This is a genomic window from Paenibacillus sp. ALE3 (genome assembly GCF_054113405.1).
Map to the genome: position 1 here is coordinate 3,516,196 of NZ_CM134214.1, position 17,988 is coordinate 3,534,183.

The window sequence follows — 17,988 nt, forward strand, 5'->3', positions numbered from 1 at the left end:
TTCAGGCATAGCTCTATCCGAAAAAAAGCATCACGAACGAATGTCGTGATGCTTTTGCCTCATTTAGGAGGAGTACTGTGTCATTTCTGTCAGGCATTGAGCACAAATATAACGTTCTTTGAAATCGTTCACTTGTTCTATTGAGCCGCAGAATACACATTTTGGACGATAACGCTCCAAAATAATATGGTCGCCCTGAACCAAAATTTCGACAGGATCTCCCTCATTCATTTGATATCTTTTACGTAGTGACTTAGGCAGAACTATTCTCCCCAACTGATCAACTTTACGTACCACACCGGCAGGTTTCATCGTGATCGTACACCTCTCCTATTGAGTATTAGCTTTCAATTTTCTTTCCAGGCGAAAAACTAGGTACAAAGACACTATTCTTTATGTAGTATTCGCTGTCTTTTTGTCGAATCCTGCTGATCGCAGGAAATTTTATTACATTTTTTCATAAAATCATGAACCATATCAAAGTATGGTACAGAATGTCTATAATATTTTTATCGACCGGAAAGCTAATTAACATTAGCTTTCACAGAGAATTTCCGCAAATTTATGACCATATATCCTTTATTCAAGCTCTACTGTCATGTACTTTCGAGCAATAATAGTGCAACTTTTATCAGCAACTAAGGTCCTGGTTCTTTATTCGCATTTATACTTGATCGATTGATGTTTATTACGATAAACCTGGAAAATCCAATTGCCTCAGCGCTTCATATACAATAATCGCAGCGGAATTCGACAAGTTTAGAGATCTTACTTTATCTGACATTGGCATCTTGATACATGTATCAGGATTAGCAGCTAACAGCTCAGGAGGCAAACCTTTCGTTTCTTTACCAAATATCAAAAAGTCTCCATCCTGAAATTCAATATCACTATACTGCTGTTTTGCCTTTGTCGTCGCATAAAAAAAGCGACCTGCTTGATATTTCTCTTGTACTTCAGCAAAAGACTCGTGATACTCAATGTGGACAGCATACCAATAATCAAGCCCAGCCCGTTTTAACGTAGCATCATCGGTACGAAAACCCAGTGGCTTAACCAGATGCAGATGAGTTCCGGTTGCAGCACATGTTCTGGCAATATTCCCTGTGTTAGCTGGAATTTCCGGCTCGACAAGCACAATATGTAATGGCATCAGTTTTTCATTCCTTTCATCATTAAATTCATCAGACAAATAACCTAAAGTCTAACCAAAATGTGTACGCTGAAAGCATGCACTCTCTTCATTTTAACAAAATCAGAGGGATATAGACATCAAACGACAAAAAAATATCATTTTCCCTACACCACTAAAAGCCTTCCCCTATACACATTCAGGGAAGGCTTTATTTTTACTTTTCGATTTCAAATATCGTGTATCGAAATATATGTCTGTGTAATCAACTGTTACGTTGCTTAAATCCATCCATAAACTCGGCTAATGCTTGACAGTTCTCCAGTGGAACCGCATTGTAGATCGAGGCACGAAGCCCTCCTACACTGCGATGCCCCTTCAATCCGATGAACCCGGCTTGTTCGGATTCTTTAATAAATTGTTTTTCCAGATCCTCATTTGCAAGGCGGAAGGTTACGTTCATAATAGAACGATCAGCGCTGTCCACACAGCCACGATAGAAGCCTTCGCTTCTGTCAATACGGTCGTATAGCAGAGCAGCTTTCTGCTGATTCACACGCTCGATGCCTTCTAAACCGCCTTCCTCCTGGATCCATTTGAGCACTTCATTCACCATGTATATGGCAAAGGATGGGGGAGTATTGTAGAGAGAGTTATTCTTTTGATAAGTACTGTAACGCAGCATTGTAGGAATATTACCTGGTGAGGAAGCCAGTAGCTCTTCACGGGCAACCACGACCGTTACACCAGAAGGTCCCAGATTTTTTTGCGCACCAGCATAAATCAATCCAAATTGAGTAACATCAAAAGGTTTGCAAAAAATATCACTGGACATGTCCACAATCAGCGGTACGGAACCCGTATCCGGGAATTGCTTAAATTGTGTACCTTCAATCGTCTCATTGGATGTCATATGCACATATGCAGTATTCTCAGGCAAGTCCAAGGAATCCACATTTGGAAGACGCATGTATTTCTCATCAGCGGAGGAGGCGGCAATGTGAGCCTTGCCCAATAGCTTAGCTTCTTTATACGCCTTGTCCGACCAGCTACCTGTCATTACATAGCTTCCGATCTGCTCTTCACTCAAGAAATTTAAAGGCAGCATGGCAAACTGCGTACTTGCGCCCCCTTGGAGGAACAACACCTTGTAGCCTTGTGGGTTGCCCAGCAGAGATAACAAACGTTCCTGCGCCTCATTATGAACAGATTCATACACGGCTCCACGGTGAGACATTTCCATGATGGACATCCCTGTTCCCTGGAAATCTACGAATTCAGCTTGTACACGTTCCAATACTTTAAGCGGCAATGCCGCCGGTCCTGCATTAAAATTGTAGGCTCTCTTACTCAACAATTTCCCATCCCTTCTCTACTCTGGTGTGGATATTATCGCTATGATAGCAGTATTCATAAATGCGTTCAAGACTTGTATAAAAATGTTTCCGAATTCCTTTACGATGTGACAAAGCTGTGAATGTTAATATATTTAACATCTTCATTTTGTAATATTCTTCTTAATGGTAAAAGGTCTCCGGCGTGAGACCGGAGACCTATTTTGAACAACATCTATTCCCCGCAGGCTAATGAGCGTTATTCAAAAGCAGCTATGCTATCGATGTATTATTAGCAGTCAAAATACAAGCTGTATTCATGTGGATGAACACGGATATTCACCGATTTAGCTTCAGAACGTTTGAACTCTACATAGTTATCAATAAAGTCCTTCGTAAATACGCCGCCCTCAGTCAGGAATTCGTAATCGGCTTCCAGAGCGTCCAGAGCTTCATCCAGTGTACCAGGTACACTGCGGATTTTGCCTTTTTCAGCATCAGATAGCTCATAGATGTTAGTGTCGAGTGGACCATAGCCCAATTCGATTGGGTTCAGTTTGCGCTTGATGCCATCCAGACCCGCCATCAGCATTGCTGAGAAGGCAAGGTAAGGGTTAGCTGTGGAGTCCGGTGTACGGAACTCGATCCGACAGCCTTTAGGAGTAACAGCCGCTACTGGAATACGTACAGCCGCAGAACGGTTACCTTTGGAGAATACCAGGTTAACCGGCGCTTCGTAACCAGGAACGAGACGTTTGAACGAGTTGGTACTTGGGTTGGTCAAAGCGATCAACGCAGGTGCGTGGTACAGAATACCACCAATGTAATGAAGAGCCATTTCGCTCAGATTAGCATAACCACCTTTTTCGTAGAACAAAGGAGTATCGCCGTCAAAAATAGATTGGTGAACGTGCATACCACTTCCGTTGTCCCCGAAAATTGGTTTCGGCATGAATGTTGCCACTTTACCATATTGACGAGCTGTGTTGTGTACAATGTATTTATAAACGAGCAGGTTATCTGCTGTTTTCTTGAGTGTATCAAAACGGAAGTTGATTTCCGCTTGGCCTGCTGTAGCCACCTCATGGTGATGGCGCTCAATTCTCAGGCCTGCTTCTTCAAGCAAACGGCACATTTCACTACGAATGTCTTGTTGGGTGTCTACTGGTGCTACAGGTACATAGCCGCCCTTCACTCCCACTTTAAAGCCCAGGTTGCCGCCTTCTTCCTTGCGGTTCGTGTTCCAAGCTGCTTCCTCGGAATCTACGAAGAAGGAGGAGCTATTCATGCCGCTTTCGTAGCGAACATCATCAAAGATGAAAAATTCAGATTCAGGTGCAAAGAATGCCGCTGTGCCCACTCCTGCGGATTGCAGAAATTCCTCAGCTTTTTTGGCAATGCCACGAGGATCACGGTCATATTTTTCCCCGTCTGGCGTAGCAATGTCACACAGGATATTCAGTGTAGGATGCTGAGTGAAAGGGTCGATAAAAACCGCTTCTGGATCGGGCAGCATAACCATGTCGGATTCCTCAATGCCACGATAGCCGGGAATGGAAGAACCGTCGAAAGCAACACCGTTAACAAATGTTTCTTCATCTACTTCGGAAGCTGGCAACGAAATATGGTGAGCACGACCAGACAAATCTACAAAACGAAAATCTACCCACTCAATATTATTTTCTTGAATTGTTTTCAATACGTTTTCAACGGACATGTCTTCTTCCTCCCAATTTTTCCGAACATTAAGTCTTATACAACCCTGAAATGTTCATGATCGAATGTTTTTTTCTGTCGTCATTATAAATCTCAAACATGACACGGGTCAATAGCTATGTAAGGTATTTTTTAAACTAATGTTAGATATGCTTACGCCCTTGATAACATTTGAACAATACAAAAAGCCCGAAACATCGGGCTTTTAGGTGATTTTACTCTCATTTACTGCATTGCGGCAAAACTTTTATGCATTAATGTTAATAATTAGTTTTTAGATACGGCACTAGGTGTGTGGAATGTTTTTCCAATTGCAGGGGCTAACAGTTCCAAATCTTTTAGTAAATCTGCAAATTGATCCGGGAATAGGGACTGTACACCATCCCCCGTCATCGAGTTGTCAGGGTCTGTATGCATTTCAATAATTAAACCATCCGCTCCGGCAGCTACCGAAGCCTTCGTCATAGGAACAACCAGTTCACGTCTACCTGTGCCATGGCTAGGATCGGAAATGACCGGCAAATGGCTCAACTGTTGCAAAACAGGGATCGCGGACAAGTCGAGCGTATTTCTCGTGTAAGTTTCGAATGTACGGATACCGCGCTCACACAACATAACATTCGGATTGCCGCCTGCCAAGATGTACTCAGCAGCATTCAAGAACTCGTCATAAGTCGAGCTGAAACCGCGCTTGAGCAATACTGGCTTGCCGCAAGTACCCAGCTTGCGCAGCAGATCAAAGTTTTGCATATTACGTGTACCTACTTGCAGAATATCGGCGTATTCCGCGCAGATGTCTACGTATTCAGGTGTCATGACCTCTGTGATGGTCAAGAGATCGTGCTTCTGACCCGCCTCAGCCATCATGATTAAACCTTCTACACCCGTTCCTTGGAAGCTGTATGGCCCTGTACGCGGCTTAAAAGCACCTCCACGAAGGACTTGCGCTCCTGCAGCTTTGACCAATCCGGCAATTTCATCGATCTGTGCAGCAGACTCAACAGCACATGGTCCCCCCATAACGACAAGCTCGTCCCCGCCGATATTTACACCTTTGATGGAGATCACCGTATTTTCCGGATGAAAATCACGGCTGGCCAATTTGTAGGACTTCGAAATTTTAACCACATTTTCTACACCCTTCATTTGGCGTAGATGTTCTGCCAGCTTCGGCTCTACGCTTCCAATCAGCCCGATAATCGTACGATCCGATCCTCGCGATACATGAGCCTGCAATCCTTCTTTTTCAATAACTTCAACAATAGCTTGAATATGTTCTTCAGGTGTTTGAACACCAGCGATAACGATCATTTTTTTCTTCCTCTCTATAAACCATATTTTACAATCACATAGGATGATATTGTGACACTTAGACGCTTGTTCGCTTTTAAGCTTTTATTCGTTAAAGCAACTATACCTGTTTTAACTTGACTCGTCAAGGCTTAATTATCCCGAATTGTTCTATTTTTTTGAATTAGTGTAGCTGGTCTAATTGGATAATATCGGCACTTAAACAGTTTAAAAAAAGCCGCTACCCGGACGTTTGTATCCGAATAACGGCTGTAATCAATCACATACTATTTCGTCGTTTTTGACTTTTCTCGTACAGGAGGCAACAGTTTTTTCATATCAATGGTTCGCCGAATCTCCCATGTTTCCGGGTTATCCGCATCATACTGTTCCAAATACGTAATGACCTCTTTGGTAATCAGCGTAGGTGTTGAAGCCCCGGAGGTCACAGCTACTTTGGCTACGCCCTCAAGCCACTCCCTCTTCAGCTCGGTTATATCAGAAATACGATAAGCCGTGGTACCAGCTATTTCTTCCGACACCTGAGCCAATCGGTTGGAATTGTTGCTTCGCGGGTCACCGACCACGATTACCAGATCCGCCTGTCCTGCCTGCTCAGCTACCGCTTCCTGACGTACCTGCGTTGCCAAACAGATTTCATTGTGTATCTCGGCACCTGGGTACTTCTCCAGCAGCTTCTTCATAATGTGCTTGATGTCCCATTGACTCATGGTTGTCTGGTTCGTAATCAGGATTTTGTCTGCTGACAGTGTAAGACCGTCAATCTCTTCTTCCTTTTCAATCAGATGAACATGGTCAGGAGCAATACCGATAGCTCCCTCTGGCTCTGGATGATTCTTTTTGCCAATATAAACAATCTGATAGCCTTCGGCTGACTTCTCCCGAATCAGATCATGTGTCTTCGTCACGTCAGGACAGGTTGCGTCAACCGTAGTCAATCCCTTATCCCGTGCCAGCTTGCGAACCTCTGGTGACACGCCATGAGCAGTGAAGATGACAGTACCACTCTCTACCTGGCTTAAAATCTCCATGCGGTTCGGTCCGTCCAATGTAATAATCCCTTCGTCTTCAAAGGAATTGGTAACATGACTGTTATGAACAATCATGCCTAGTATATAAATAGGCCGGGGTAAATCCAAATTTCTGGCTGCCTGACGAGCCAATACCATGGCATCGACTACGCCGTAGCAGTAACCCCGGGGCGAAATTCTGAGTACCTCCAAAAATAGCCCCCACTTTCTTCGACACAGTATACAGCTCCAATAACTGGACAGCTGTGGGCTTTTTATGCCTCTACCGGCCAATTCTATGATGTAGTTCCCCTCCTATTATAGCCTATTCCAATGGCGCGGAAAAGCTGACTGGAAGCCAAATGACAAAGGTCGTTCCTTCTCCTTGGCGCGTAACCACTTCCACAGACCCCTGATGTTCATCAATAATCCACTTGGCAATCGATAATCCCAAGCCAATTCCCTCTGTCACGCCGCGTGACTCATCTGCCCGGTAAAACCGGTCAAAAATAAAGGGAACCTCACTTTTGTCCATACCAATGCCTGTATCACTAATCCGTAGCCCCACCTGTCCCTGATATACAATTGCATCAAATCGGACTGTGCCTTCAGGTGTATATTTAAAAGCATTATCAATGAAAATGAATAGCATTTGCTGTAAATAATCTTTGCTTCCGTCCATATAAATACCATTCAACAACGAAAAGTCGCCTACATTCCATTCGGCCGTTCGCTCCAAAAACTGAGCACGACGAGCAACCTCGTTTACGAGCGGCTCCAGCGCAACAGGCATCTTATCGAACGTTTTCCCTGTGTCCGCTCTTGCGAGTGACAACATATCGCTCACCAAGCGACTCATTCGTTTGCCTTCATCCGCCATGTCATTCAGCGCCTCCATGGAAAGCTCGCGAATCATGGCTTCATCCATATTCGGTCGCTCGCCCGGTTCAGTAGTCCACATTTTGAGCAGAAAATCAACGTTGCCACGAATCGTCGTCAAGGGTGTGCGCAGTTCATGGGAAGCATCGGCTACAAAGCGGCGCTGCGCACCATATGCATCTTCAAGTTCCTTGTAGAACACTTCTGTACGCCCCAGCATGTTGTTAACCGTCCCGATCAATTGTCCTATTTCATCTGGCGGACCGTCATATTCAATCCGAACACTCAAATCATTGCTCGATTGAATCTGATTGGCCCCCTCAATCACCTTAACCAGCGGCTTCATAGATTTACGAGCCAGGAAGAGACCAGAGGTCGCAGCAGCCAGTAAGGCAAATAACGAACCGTACACAAGCACATTTTGTAACCTGTTCATGAGTCGGTCCTGAGAACCCGTGAATTGCCCTACCTGTAGCAGCCCGACCACCAAGCCCAATTCCTCGGATTTGATCGACTGTTGATAAATCATAAAGGAATCACCATTTACGTTCACACGCCGAACTCCCTCATTTTGAACTGCTCCTGCCGCTGTAGACGGAACAGGGAAGGTGATACTGAGGTCTTTCATATTTTGGGTCGTTTTAGTTACACCGGACGTATAATTGTAAATTTGAACATATAGCTGTGAGTCATCTATTCCACGCCCCTGCTCCAATCCCAAATCCAGGTTAGGGACCTCAAACAATCCCCCTTTTATAATAAGGCGTAATTGCTTGTTAATCTGTGGCGCCTGAGTCATAAGCTGACTTTTCACTTCATTATATGTGTAGTAATATACTAGTCCGTAAATAGCCAGACCAAAAATGACAAGCACTATAGCCAAGATGCTCGAATACCAAGCTGTCAGCCGCCACCGAATAGACATATTACACATCACCTCTTAAAATATAGCCAGCTCCCCGAATGGTACGAATAAGCCGTTTGCCACCATCCTGCTCCGTTTTTTGTCGCAACATGGCAATATATACTTCCAGCACATTCGATTCTCCGCTATAGTCATAGCCCCAAATTTTATCCATAATCAGATCACGCGACAAAACACGTTTCGGGTTTTGCATGAACAAATGGAGCAGCTCAAATTCTTTGGCCGTCAGTTCCAAGCGTTTGCCACCACGAACCACTTCACGTGATTCGTTATCCAGTTGTAAATCCTCGAAGGTAAGCCGATTCCCATTATTGTCCTGCTGTTCAGTTTTACGCCGCAAAAGCGCTCGCACTCGTGCCAGCAGCTCCTCCAGAGCAAACGGCTTCACGAGATAATCATCAGCCCCCAGATCCAGACCCTTCACCCGGTTCTCCACCTCATCCTTGGCTGTAAGCATTAGGACAGGTACCGTGCTTCCTCCCTCTCGCATACGCCGGCAAACCTCAAAACCATCGACCTGCGGCATCATTACATCCAGTACGACCAAATCAGGCTCAGCTGTTAGCATTTTATTTAATCCCTCTGCTCCATTGGTGGCTGTCAGCACTTCATATCCTTCAAAAGCCAGCCCTCTGCGCAGCATGGATACGATTTTTTCATCGTCATCAATGATCAGAATAGTAGAACGCATACACGATCAAACTCCTTTATCTCTTCTTCTTTTCCCTCTATTGTAGCAGGAGTAGACGCGTGTAGCATCTTGCCACCGCATACAGTAAGAAACGGAAGGGGCGTCTTCCTTCCGTTTCTTACGTTCATGTTCAATTTTAGAGTTATTCTCTTACTGCTGAAGAGTCGAGCTAAAATCATTTTTGTTGCCTATTTTCAGCTGAATATCTTTTTTCTGCCCGGCTCGTTCGATGTTAAGCGTAAGTGCTGTACCCACTTTTTGTTTTTGGATAAATTGAATTAACTCCTGTGATGTGCTATAAGGCGTGCCATTGGCTCCGATAATTACATCGTAAGGACGCAGATCGGCCTGATAAGCTGGTGATTTGTATATAATATCCCGAACAACCGAACCTTCGGTCAGAGATGTACCCAATTCCTTGGCTACTTCAGGGCTCAAGTTTAGCAGACTTGCACCAATGAAAGGTACAGGTTCTTTCGGAATAGGTTGGTTATTTTTCAGCTTATCGACGACTTCCAAAATCGTATTGGACGGAATCGCAAACCCGATCCCCTGTGCATCTGCACTAACAGCTACGTTCATACCGATAACCTGCCCTTGAAGATTTAACAACGGTCCGCCAGAGTTACCAGGATTAATGGAGGCATCCGTCTGGATGAGATGCTTGTATTGCGTCGGTTTTCCAGTTGATTCACTGTTAATGGTGATAGTACGCTCTTTCGCACTTAGCACACCGGCTGTTACTGAATGTTCAAAGCCTTCTGGGTTACCGATTGCAACCATCCACTCGCCGACTTTAGCGTTATCGGAGTCTCCCAAGGTTACGGTAGGGAAGTTATTTTTTCCTTCAATTTTAAGAACTGCCAAATCTAGATCTGCATTTTTGCCCAAGACCTTGGCTTCGTAAGGCTTGTTGGTTCCTTCTACTGTAACCTGAACCACACTCGCGCCTTCCACAACATGGTTGTTGGTCAGGACGTAACCCGATTTATCAAAAATAAAACCGGAACCAATACCCAGCGGAGTCAGCTGTCCACTGTTGCTACCTTCATTTTCGTTACTATTGCCGCTGCTGCCACTATCGCCATACTGATTACCGAAAAAGTATTGATACAGCGGGTCATTGTAATAAGGGCTGCTTTGTCTGCCGCTGCCAGCACTCGATTGCTTGGCAAGCGTTTCAATTTTGACGACTGCCGGACCAGCCTTGGCCACAACAGATTGAACATCAGCCGTACCTGAAGGCATCACAGCTGGAACTGCGCTTGGAGACGAGTTAGTGGTTCCCGAATTCGTCGTTTCTCCGCTTTCAGCTGCCGCCGAAGTCAACGCTGTCTCCGGTGTGAACATATTGGTTCGGTCAGCTGTATACATCAATACCGTAATGACCAGCATTCCGGCTAAAAAAGATAATAAGATCGTTTTTACCTGCGACTTGGGCTTATTGGGTTTAAATTGCCAGTTTCCACTATTCCGACCAGAACCATCCTGTTGCTCAGGCATAGCACGTTGATAAGAGGAAGGAAGCGGTCTCACTGCCTGCGGTGGCGTAATCTCAACGTCCTCCACCGACTGCCCTTCCCTGCGTTGTCCGTCCGACTGCACTGAGGAAAAAGGGCCATAGGAATAATAATATGAGGAACCGTTTGAATCGTTTTGCCGAGTTGCTTTATCGTTATCAACCTGATCATTGTCGTTCCGGCGCCCGGAATTATTATTTCTAAATTCGTCCATTGTATATCTCCTCCCAAACCCTATGCTTCAAGGTGGTGTTGTTTAACTGACTTTATTTTGCACTTTAAACCTTAATTCCACCTTAAAAAAAATTAAAAAGGAGATAAAACCTCAGACCTATTGTATCTAGCCACTTTTACTCAACGCGAAATGCTCCGGAATTCAATCCGGAGCATTTCGTGTTGAGTATGCTTTTTTATTTTGTGTTAAAGTTCTCGTCGAACTTTTCGTTCGGTGTTTGTGCATTGCTTTGAATTTTGCTGCGACTGGAGTTTTGAACTTTTTGCGCTACTGCACTTGTACCGCCTTGATCTGTCGCAAATTCTTCGTCATACTTCTCATTTGGTGTTTGGAAGTTGTCTTGAATTTTATTTTGTTCAGACTGCTTTACCTTTTGAGAAACAACGCCTACCGTATCGTCTTGTGCAAATTCCGCTTTGAACTGATTTCCTGTGTTTGCCTTGAAGCCTTTGTTCGTGAAAGAACTTCCGCCTTGATTTGGCATATTCCTCAACCTCCCAGTATGGTTTTGCGGGATAAGCTCATCCCGAAACATAGTATGTGAAGTCAGGAAAAACAATATTCAAGGATTATATGGAAGCATCCAGTGTCTCGGGCGGAATGGTCTTATGCGTTTCTATCGCCTTTTGCAGCGATTTTATCATTTTTTCCGTACACTTTCCGTTTCCTTTTTTTATGATTTGAACATCCACATCTTTCTTGCCCCATTCAGAATACACCTGCCGGATTGTTTTAAAATACAAGTCAATTTTATTGCCCTTAATCGCTGAACCTGTATCTGCTACAATCCCGTAGCCGTAACCTGGAATGTACAATATGCTGCCCAAAGGAAACATCTTCGGATCAGCCGCAATCGTGGACAGTGTATTTTTGTCACGACGCACTTTTACACCGGAATACGTAATACCGTAACCGGGATGATTCGGCCGTTTGCCAGTGGATTCATAGCCTGCTGTATATCCTGTTGCCGTGACCGTCATGGTCGTAATAACCTGCTCTTCGCGTGGAGCCAAAACAGGTGCAGACTGCCATTTCTTATGCTGGACCGGTTCTTTGTGACCGTAAACCTCATTGCCGGGCAATACCAGACAAATTGCGATTAACATGGCTCCCAAAACCCGTTTCCATACCAACATGGATCTCATAAAAAACCTCCCCTTGAGGCAAAGGCTTTCCAGAAATCCATGGGTTTATACGAACTATTGATTATTTTTGAACATCCTGCCCCGGATAAAGTCTGCTTAGCTTCACTTTATCTTCAAAAATATGCAGGAGCGTCCGCACAATAGGGGTGTGCTCATCGTCTGTGTGCAATATAATGGAAGCAGGAGATATCGAAATAAGGGTACTGACGATTCGATCTTCAACCTCCATCTCCAGTTCAATACCGGGCATTTCCACAATAATATCATCTGCATCAGGAGTCGGTATGGGCACCATGGCACTATCGAGAATGGTAAAATCATGCCCCCCTTGGTGAAGTACATGCACGAGTGGAACTTTGCTTTCCTGAAAAAACACAAAATATTTAAGCAGCCCCATAAATTCTTCGTATTGCCGATCTGCCCAGAATTCTTCCATGGCATAGTCAACGATTTCTTCAAGCTCTTTTTTATACGCATGCAGTCTGAATTGAATAAGCCCTTCCAAATTGATCACACGAAGCTCCTTGAAATCCTTTTCCAGGAGAGTGGTCAGCTTACTATGACGCTTTAAACGTCCTCGGGGACCATCATCATTTAACAGTGAGCGAATCATACTACGAATTTGTTCAACGTCCTCTTTCTCCAGCAACGAGCAGGCTTTGTTGAGAATATGATTGAGTATCCTCCACTCCCTGACTTCGATAATATAATCCGCTATTGCCGAAGACATGATGCTGTATACACAGGGAAGAAAGCTTTCAAACGCCGAATTGCTTTCAGTGCCCTTGCAGGTCCATGCCACTTTGTTGTCCAGCTGTCTGAAAGTGAATCGAAATCCGCGCCGTGACATATGTAGTCCCTTGGTTCTACTTTTGACCACTTCGTAAAAACGGTCGGTTTCTTGATCTCCGTCTGTATTGGTCCACACTGTAAACAGTTCCATTGGCTCACTCCTTTCGATCACTGCTTTCAGTATATGGCGGCCTCCGAAGGGTTATACGAAGTGAACGACTGGAAACAGAAAGACATATGCAAAAGAGGCTGATCAGGTTTCAAAGAGACGTGAATCGTGTTATAAACAATTACCGTGATTAGGTAAAAAACGAAAGCCGTTTGAATATTTAGGGCGGGGTATGTTAAGGTTATAGTGATATGAATTTTTCACAAGAGGGAGGAGATAAGATGTCAACGATGCTGAACATGCTGCGTACATTCATGATCGTCATATTGAGCCTCGTTCAGATTTTGTCCCTCCCTGTGACGTTTCACGCGGAAGATACCACTCAATCCCTTCAATTTACTTTAGGTTCTTCACTTATGCCTCAGGCTGAGGTTACTTCGTTAGAAACCGATTCTCACGGTCTGGAACATCATTCCAAACCAGCGGTACGCAAATCCTCCCCGTTACTTCATCTGGTGATTGCTGCGGCTAAATCACTTCCCTTTGTCATTTTGATAGCGCTTGTGCTGCTCATGAGCATTCCTAAGCTACGTCTGCCTTTTATTCCTGTCATCTGTAAGCTAAAGAAGCAATTATTCTTATTCCCCATCAAATTCACCTCTAGTTATGTGGCTTAACCTCCTTTTAGCATGCATATCACCACAATTGCATGTCTCTTTGCTAACTTTTCCTATTCATCTAATGCGTAAAATTAATTTTATATTTTTTATTTAAAATTTGATGAATTCTAATTTTATCATGTCATTCCCAAAGTATGTGATTTATTTCCCATATCATTCACTTAAATAAACGTATTATACAGGAGGCTTTATAAATGGATATTCGAGAGTCTATTTTGCCAGGAATCGGAATTAAGTATCGAATAGATGCGGAGAGTGGTGACCGAATTGTCATTATTATTCATGATGATGGCAGACGTGAACTATATCACTTTGATTACGAGGATCTGGAACAAAGCATTTCTATGACAACCCTGAATGATCAGGAAGCACGATTGGTAGCCTCTATCATCGGTGGTATGACTTATAAGCCCAAGCAGCTTGAAAGTGTAGAAATGACTTTTGACGATTTTATTATCGAATGGTATAGAGTGGAATCCCACTATGCAAGTGTTGGCAAATCCATCGGGGAGCTGGATGTAAGGCAAAATTCGGGCGCCACGGTTATTGCCATTGTGGAGAAAAAGGGAAAAAAATATGTAAATCCTGGCCCTGAAGTGATTATTAGCGATGATGCCACTGTAGTTGTTGTTGGAGAACGTGACCAGCAGAAACGCTTTAAACAAATCCTTATGAACGGAAGCGGGTGATTGGATGGATCATCTGGTATTTGAGGTTGGATTGGCTATTGCTCTAATCGCTGCAGCTGGGCTGATATCCTCCAAACTGCGCTTCTCGGTCATCCCTTTTTATATTCTGATCGGAATGGCAGTTGGACCGCATGCGATGGAGCTATGGCATTTTGATTTTCGGTTTATCGAAAGCGCCCCGTTTATTGATTTTATGGGGAGAATCGGAGTGCTGTTTCTTCTCTTCTACTTAGGGCTGGAGTTCTCAGTAGGTCGGTTGATTAAATCAGGTCGTTCCATTGCTGTAGGCGGTACCATTTATATTGGCATCAATTTTACACTGGGGCTGGCTCTGGGCTTTCTGAGCGGCTTTCCTGTAGCAGAGACACTGGTTATTGCCGGAATTACGACAATATCATCCAGTGCTATTGCAGCCAAGGTGCTGGTCGATCTCAAGCGTACCGCTAATGCTGAAACAGAAATGATTTTAGGTATTATTATGTTTGAGGATGTTTTCCTCGCCGTCTACATCTCCATCCTCTCCGGATTGGTTCTTAGCGATTCTTCCTCGCTCGGGGGTGTACTGCTATCGGCACTCATCGCGCTTGGCTTTATGCTTGCAGTTATTATTATCGGTCGAAAGGCCGTCCCTCTGCTAAATCGGATTCTCCGTATCCGCTCCAATGAGGTATTCGGACTTGTTGTTTTTGGCTCACTGTTTCTGGTGGCTGGCTTTTCGGAAACGATTCATGTAGCGGAAGCTATTGGAGCCCTGCTGGTTGGTCTAGTACTGGCCGAAACGGAACACGCCAAACGGATTGAACATTTAATTGTTCCTTTCCGTGATTTCTTCGGTGCCCTGTTCTTCTTCAGCTTCGGACTCTCCATTGATCCGCTGTCCTTAGGAGGTAACGCCATATGGCTTGCGCTGGCAGCAGTCCTTCTCACACTATTTGGTAATATTTGGGCGGGTATGCTGGCTGGGCGTACGGCGTCCTTATCTCCCAAAGCATCCGCAAATATCGGTTTAACTATTGTGGCGCGAGGCGAATTTTCGATCATCATGGCCAACTTGAGTAAAGAAGGCGGTTTGCTTGATATTGTTCAACCTTTTGCAGCCATCTATGTACTCATACTGGCAATTCTTGGACCACTTCTGACAAAGCAGTCAAAGCCTATCTTTAATATGCTAAACAAAATATTCAAATTTAAGGACCCTCGTTTACGAAAGGAAGAAAGCAAATCGGCGTAACTGTAAAAGCTGGATACGACAATCCATAGGAGGGAAGGCTATGCCGCACGCTGTAAAACATGCCGAAACTCTATGAGGCGGCTTGTGAAGCCCGCTTCAGGAGATGCGAGCAGGTTCCCTGTCTTTTATACGGTGATTGGCGGAATTACGGCATCCGTCGGTCTGGAATTGTTTTTACATCCGCACGATATGATCGCTGGAGGCGTTACAGGAATCTCCAGACTCATGTCGCTTTACACACAGGAGCATTTTGGATTGCTGCTATTCGTATTAAACTTGCCACTAATGCTGCTGTATTCTTTGTTTACTCACAAGCCCATGCTGCTTCGCGCACTCCCCGGCTTGTTTGCCTTTTCAGGCTCAGCCATCATTCTCTCGCCTTTTCCGGCAGTGAGCGGCCATCCGGTCGTATGCGCTTTGGGAGGCGGAATCTGTATTGGGCTTGGCGCAGCACTGACAGCTCGTCACGGGGGGCTGCTTGATTCACTAGGACTTAGCGAATCTGACGATGGCCGTCCATCCACTTTGGTACTAACCCATCGGAAAATTCCGTTAATACAGATTGTAATGTTGTGTAATGGCCTGCTGCTCATTACGGCTGGCTTTGTGTTAGGATGGGAGCCAGCCCTCTATTCCGCCTTATCCTGTCTCGCTGCATATGAAACGACCCGGCTGATGTTTACTGGTCTGAGACGCATGGTCTGTGTTGTCAGCAAAAAACAGCAAACTGTCGAAGATGCCATATATCGCAGGTTGCGTTTACACGGCACACCTATTGAAGGCTCTGCCCAGATAAAGGGGAAGATGAAAAGTGAATCAGATAAAAAAGAACAAATGGTCATCGTTTACAGCGTTCATCTTCTAGATTTGCAGCGCTTTAAGGCAGTCATCCAAATGGCAGACCCACAGGCTGAGATCATGTATATGAAACGATGGAAAGCATAGCAAAGTAACACATCAAAAAAACGCTTATCTGCACTAATCTATGTATAACGATTAGTACAGATAAGCGTTTTGTAATGAACACTATATTAACGGATATTAATTTTGCATGATAAAATCATGTTCAATACTGCTGGCACTGTCAAAAGTACGAATAATATCATAACGGGTATTACGCTGTGCCGGAATGTGACCCGTCTCACGGATCAACTGTAAAATGGATTCAATGTTAACCTTATACGTTGCGCCTGCAGCGGAAACTACGTTTTCCTCAATCATGGTGCTACCAAAATCATCGCAACCGTAGTACAACGATTTTTTACCGATTTCAGGTCCCATAGTTACCCATGAGGATTGAATATGCTTGATGTTATCCAATACAAGACGACTGATCGCAACGGTCTTCAGATATTCCTCCGGCGTCTGACGTTCCTTCTTCAGGTTGGTATTGTCTGGCTGGAAGGTCCAAGGAATAAAGGCCAAAAATCCTTCAGAATTATATTTGTTTTCAATGCATTCGTCCTGAGCATCACGAACACGCAACAAATGCAGCGCACGCTCCTCCATCAACTCGCCAAAGCCAATAACCATCGTAGCAGTCGTGTTCATCCCAACCTTGTGAGCCGTTTGCATGACATCCATCCAATCACGCCAAGAGCCTTTGAGACGGCTAATTTTGCGGCGTGTGCGGTCATCCAAAATTTCTCCACCCCCGCCCGGAAGCGAATCCAATCCAGCTTCATGAATGGCGCGGATTGTTTCTTCCATAGAAAGACCAGATTTCTCCTTCATTTTGTGAATTTCAGCTGGCGAGAAGGAGTGCATCGTAATATCGGGAAAACGCTCCTTGATACCTTTCAGCAAATCGGTATAATAACTGAACGGCAGATTCGGGTTCACACCGCCTTGCATTAGAATTTCGGTGCCACCTACTTCCTGCGTTTCCTTGATCTTCTGAAAGATCACCTCATCCGGCAAAACATAACCTTCATCAGAACCTGGTCTACGATAAAAAGCGCAGAAGCGACAGTATACGTCACACACATTTGTATAGTTAATATTTCGTCCGATAACGAAGGTTTTAACGGGATCGGGATGCATGCGATTCATAACTTTATTCGCCGCATGACCGATTTTTTCTACCTCGTCTGATTCGAACAAAGCAACGGTATCCTCTAAATTCAGGCGTTCGCCGCGTAGGGCTTTATCTAAAATATGGTCGATTACACTCATGGTGTATCCTCCTTCGCTGTCACAGGGCGACGAAATGAACGACAGGACTTATGAACGAGAATGCTTTCACAAACCTGCGTTCGAACCCTGCCGTAATGTATGTTCATGACTAGCCTTGTATGTTGTCTGTGCTATTTAGCATAGTAAAACCTAATGATAATACTAACATATCTTTAGGTAAGGAACCATACTTATTCCCGCTTCTTTCTGCTTTTCACCTAGGAAAACAGGCAACTGCCAAGCTTATCTCAACGTTGCATATAGCCAAAAAATAAGAAAACAGAACTGAAAAGTGTCTTTTTTCACACTGTCGTTCATGTTATTTTATAGAAAACAGCAAGCCTCCTGAAATACTGGAAACTTGCTGTTTAGTACTGTACATATTTACTCCGACGAAGATGCTGCGATGTACTA

The 17,988-nt window shown here is 44.4% G+C and carries 17 protein-coding genes; 4 read left to right on the forward strand and 13 right to left on the reverse strand.

The window, feature by feature from the left end; genetic code table 11:
* Window positions 1–63 precede the first annotated feature (63 nt).
* The 12 genes from ACXHJ2_RS15525 to ACXHJ2_RS15580 all read right to left on the reverse strand — a co-directional run bounded on the left by ACXHJ2_RS15525 (window position 64) and on the right by ACXHJ2_RS15580 (window position 12,841).
* Window positions 64–312: an AbrB/MazE/SpoVT family DNA-binding domain-containing protein gene (locus ACXHJ2_RS15525; protein ID WP_014599574.1), complete on the reverse strand. Its 249-nt coding sequence runs from the start codon at window positions 310–312 to the stop codon at window positions 64–66.
* Window positions 313–688: 376 nt separating this feature from the next.
* Window positions 689–1,153, reverse strand: coding sequence for a tRNA (uridine(34)/cytosine(34)/5-carboxymethylaminomethyluridine(34)-2'-O)-methyltransferase TrmL (gene trmL / locus ACXHJ2_RS15530; RefSeq protein WP_165081462.1), 465 nt, complete (start codon window positions 1,151–1,153; stop codon window positions 689–691).
* A 244-nt stretch (window positions 1,154–1,397) separates the two neighbouring features.
* Entirely contained in the window at window positions 1,398–2,489 is a 1,092-nt protein-coding gene (gene serC, locus ACXHJ2_RS15535) for a 3-phosphoserine/phosphohydroxythreonine transaminase (protein WP_013370136.1), read from the reverse strand.
* Window positions 2,490–2,758: 269 nt separating this feature from the next.
* Complete coding sequence (gene glnA, locus ACXHJ2_RS15540) at window positions 2,759–4,183, reverse strand: type I glutamate--ammonia ligase (protein WP_013370134.1); 1,425 nt, start codon at window positions 4,181–4,183, stop codon at window positions 2,759–2,761.
* 266 nt (window positions 4,184–4,449) lie between these two features.
* Complete coding sequence (aroF, locus tag ACXHJ2_RS15545; protein ID WP_165081460.1) at window positions 4,450–5,493, reverse strand: 3-deoxy-7-phosphoheptulonate synthase; 1,044 nt, start codon at window positions 5,491–5,493, stop codon at window positions 4,450–4,452.
* A gap of 266 nt (window positions 5,494–5,759) precedes the next feature.
* Window positions 5,760–6,716, reverse strand: coding sequence for a 4-hydroxy-3-methylbut-2-enyl diphosphate reductase (locus ACXHJ2_RS15550; protein ID WP_014599573.1), 957 nt, complete (start codon window positions 6,714–6,716; stop codon window positions 5,760–5,762).
* Between the two features lie 112 nt (window positions 6,717–6,828).
* Window positions 6,829–8,307 (reverse strand): sensor histidine kinase, encoded by a 1,479-nt coding sequence (locus ACXHJ2_RS15555; RefSeq protein ID WP_013370130.1) that lies wholly within the window; start codon window positions 8,305–8,307, stop codon window positions 6,829–6,831.
* 1 nt (window position 8,308) lies between these two features.
* Window positions 8,309–8,998 (reverse strand): response regulator transcription factor, encoded by a 690-nt coding sequence (locus ACXHJ2_RS15560; RefSeq protein WP_013370129.1) that lies wholly within the window; start codon window positions 8,996–8,998, stop codon window positions 8,309–8,311.
* 150 nt (window positions 8,999–9,148) lie between these two features.
* Window positions 9,149–10,732 (reverse strand): S1C family serine protease, encoded by a 1,584-nt coding sequence (locus ACXHJ2_RS15565; RefSeq protein WP_165081458.1) that lies wholly within the window; start codon window positions 10,730–10,732, stop codon window positions 9,149–9,151.
* A 196-nt stretch (window positions 10,733–10,928) separates the two neighbouring features.
* The gene (locus ACXHJ2_RS15570) at window positions 10,929–11,237 is read right to left on the reverse strand and encodes a hypothetical protein (RefSeq protein WP_013370127.1); all 309 of its coding nucleotides are present in this window, start codon (window positions 11,235–11,237) and stop codon (window positions 10,929–10,931) included.
* Window positions 11,238–11,322: 85 nt separating this feature from the next.
* Window positions 11,323–11,898, reverse strand: a complete 576-nt coding sequence (locus ACXHJ2_RS15575; protein ID WP_013370126.1) for a 3D domain-containing protein — start codon at window positions 11,896–11,898, stop codon at window positions 11,323–11,325.
* A gap of 61 nt (window positions 11,899–11,959) precedes the next feature.
* Window positions 11,960–12,841, reverse strand: coding sequence for a putative sporulation protein YtxC (locus ACXHJ2_RS15580; protein WP_165081455.1), 882 nt, complete (start codon window positions 12,839–12,841; stop codon window positions 11,960–11,962).
* Between the two features lie 239 nt (window positions 12,842–13,080).
* On the opposite strand from ACXHJ2_RS15580, the gene ACXHJ2_RS15585 reads away from it, so the two are divergent.
* From ACXHJ2_RS15585 to ACXHJ2_RS15600, 4 genes are all read left to right on the forward strand, one after another.
* A complete protein-coding gene (locus ACXHJ2_RS15585; RefSeq protein ID WP_137078152.1) occupies window positions 13,081–13,476 on the forward strand; it encodes a hypothetical protein in 396 nt (131 codons plus the stop codon).
* A gap of 197 nt (window positions 13,477–13,673) precedes the next feature.
* A complete protein-coding gene (locus ACXHJ2_RS15590; RefSeq protein ID WP_017426654.1) occupies window positions 13,674–14,168 on the forward strand; it encodes a cation:proton antiporter regulatory subunit in 495 nt (164 codons plus the stop codon).
* Window positions 14,169–14,172: 4 nt separating this feature from the next.
* Entirely contained in the window at window positions 14,173–15,399 is a 1,227-nt protein-coding gene (locus tag ACXHJ2_RS15595; RefSeq protein WP_064963906.1) for a cation:proton antiporter, read from the forward strand.
* A gap of 84 nt (window positions 15,400–15,483) precedes the next feature.
* Window positions 15,484–16,344 (forward strand): YitT family protein, encoded by an 861-nt coding sequence (locus tag ACXHJ2_RS15600; protein WP_137078151.1) that lies wholly within the window; start codon window positions 15,484–15,486, stop codon window positions 16,342–16,344.
* A 96-nt stretch (window positions 16,345–16,440) separates the two neighbouring features.
* Here ACXHJ2_RS15600 and mqnC read toward each other — a convergent pair whose 3' ends face one another.
* Window positions 16,441–17,574 carry a cyclic dehypoxanthinyl futalosine synthase gene (gene mqnC, locus ACXHJ2_RS15605; RefSeq protein ID WP_029516502.1) on the reverse strand — a complete coding sequence of 378 codons (1,134 nt, stop codon included), beginning with the start codon at window positions 17,572–17,574 and terminating at the stop codon, window positions 16,441–16,443.
* Window positions 17,575–17,988 lie beyond the last annotated feature (414 nt).

What these genes read in the sequence shown, in the direction of transcription:
- ACXHJ2_RS15525 (WP_014599574.1), bottom strand. Translation starts at nt 312, where the DNA reads ATGAAACCTGCCGGTGTGGTACGTAAAGTTGATCAGTTGGGGAGAATA.
- trmL (WP_165081462.1), bottom strand. Translation starts at nt 1,153, where the DNA reads ATGCCATTACATATTGTGCTTGTCGAGCCGGAAATTCCAGCTAACACA.
- glnA (WP_013370134.1), bottom strand. Translation starts at nt 4,183, where the DNA reads ATGTCCGTTGAAAACGTATTGAAAACAATTCAAGAAAATAATATTGAG.
- aroF (WP_165081460.1), bottom strand. Translation starts at nt 5,493, where the DNA reads ATGATCGTTATCGCTGGTGTTCAAACACCTGAAGAACATATTCAAGCT.
- ACXHJ2_RS15555 (WP_013370130.1), bottom strand. Translation starts at nt 8,307, where the DNA reads ATGTCTATTCGGTGGCGGCTGACAGCTTGGTATTCGAGCATCTTGGCT.
- ACXHJ2_RS15560 (WP_013370129.1), bottom strand. Translation starts at nt 8,998, where the DNA reads ATGCGTTCTACTATTCTGATCATTGATGACGATGAAAAAATCGTATCC.
- ACXHJ2_RS15565 (WP_165081458.1), bottom strand. Translation starts at nt 10,732, where the DNA reads ATGGACGAATTTAGAAATAATAATTCCGGGCGCCGGAACGACAATGAT.
- ACXHJ2_RS15570 (WP_013370127.1), bottom strand. Translation starts at nt 11,237, where the DNA reads ATGCCAAATCAAGGCGGAAGTTCTTTCACGAACAAAGGCTTCAAGGCA.
- ACXHJ2_RS15575 (WP_013370126.1), bottom strand. Translation starts at nt 11,898, where the DNA reads ATGAGATCCATGTTGGTATGGAAACGGGTTTTGGGAGCCATGTTAATC.
- ACXHJ2_RS15580 (WP_165081455.1), bottom strand. Translation starts at nt 12,841, where the DNA reads ATGGAACTGTTTACAGTGTGGACCAATACAGACGGAGATCAAGAAACC.
- ACXHJ2_RS15585 (WP_137078152.1), top strand. Translation starts at nt 13,081, where the DNA reads ATGTCAACGATGCTGAACATGCTGCGTACATTCATGATCGTCATATTG.
- ACXHJ2_RS15590 (WP_017426654.1), top strand. Translation starts at nt 13,674, where the DNA reads ATGGATATTCGAGAGTCTATTTTGCCAGGAATCGGAATTAAGTATCGA.
- ACXHJ2_RS15595 (WP_064963906.1), top strand. Translation starts at nt 14,173, where the DNA reads ATGGATCATCTGGTATTTGAGGTTGGATTGGCTATTGCTCTAATCGCT.
- mqnC (WP_029516502.1), bottom strand. Translation starts at nt 17,574, where the DNA reads ATGAGTGTAATCGACCATATTTTAGATAAAGCCCTACGCGGCGAACGC.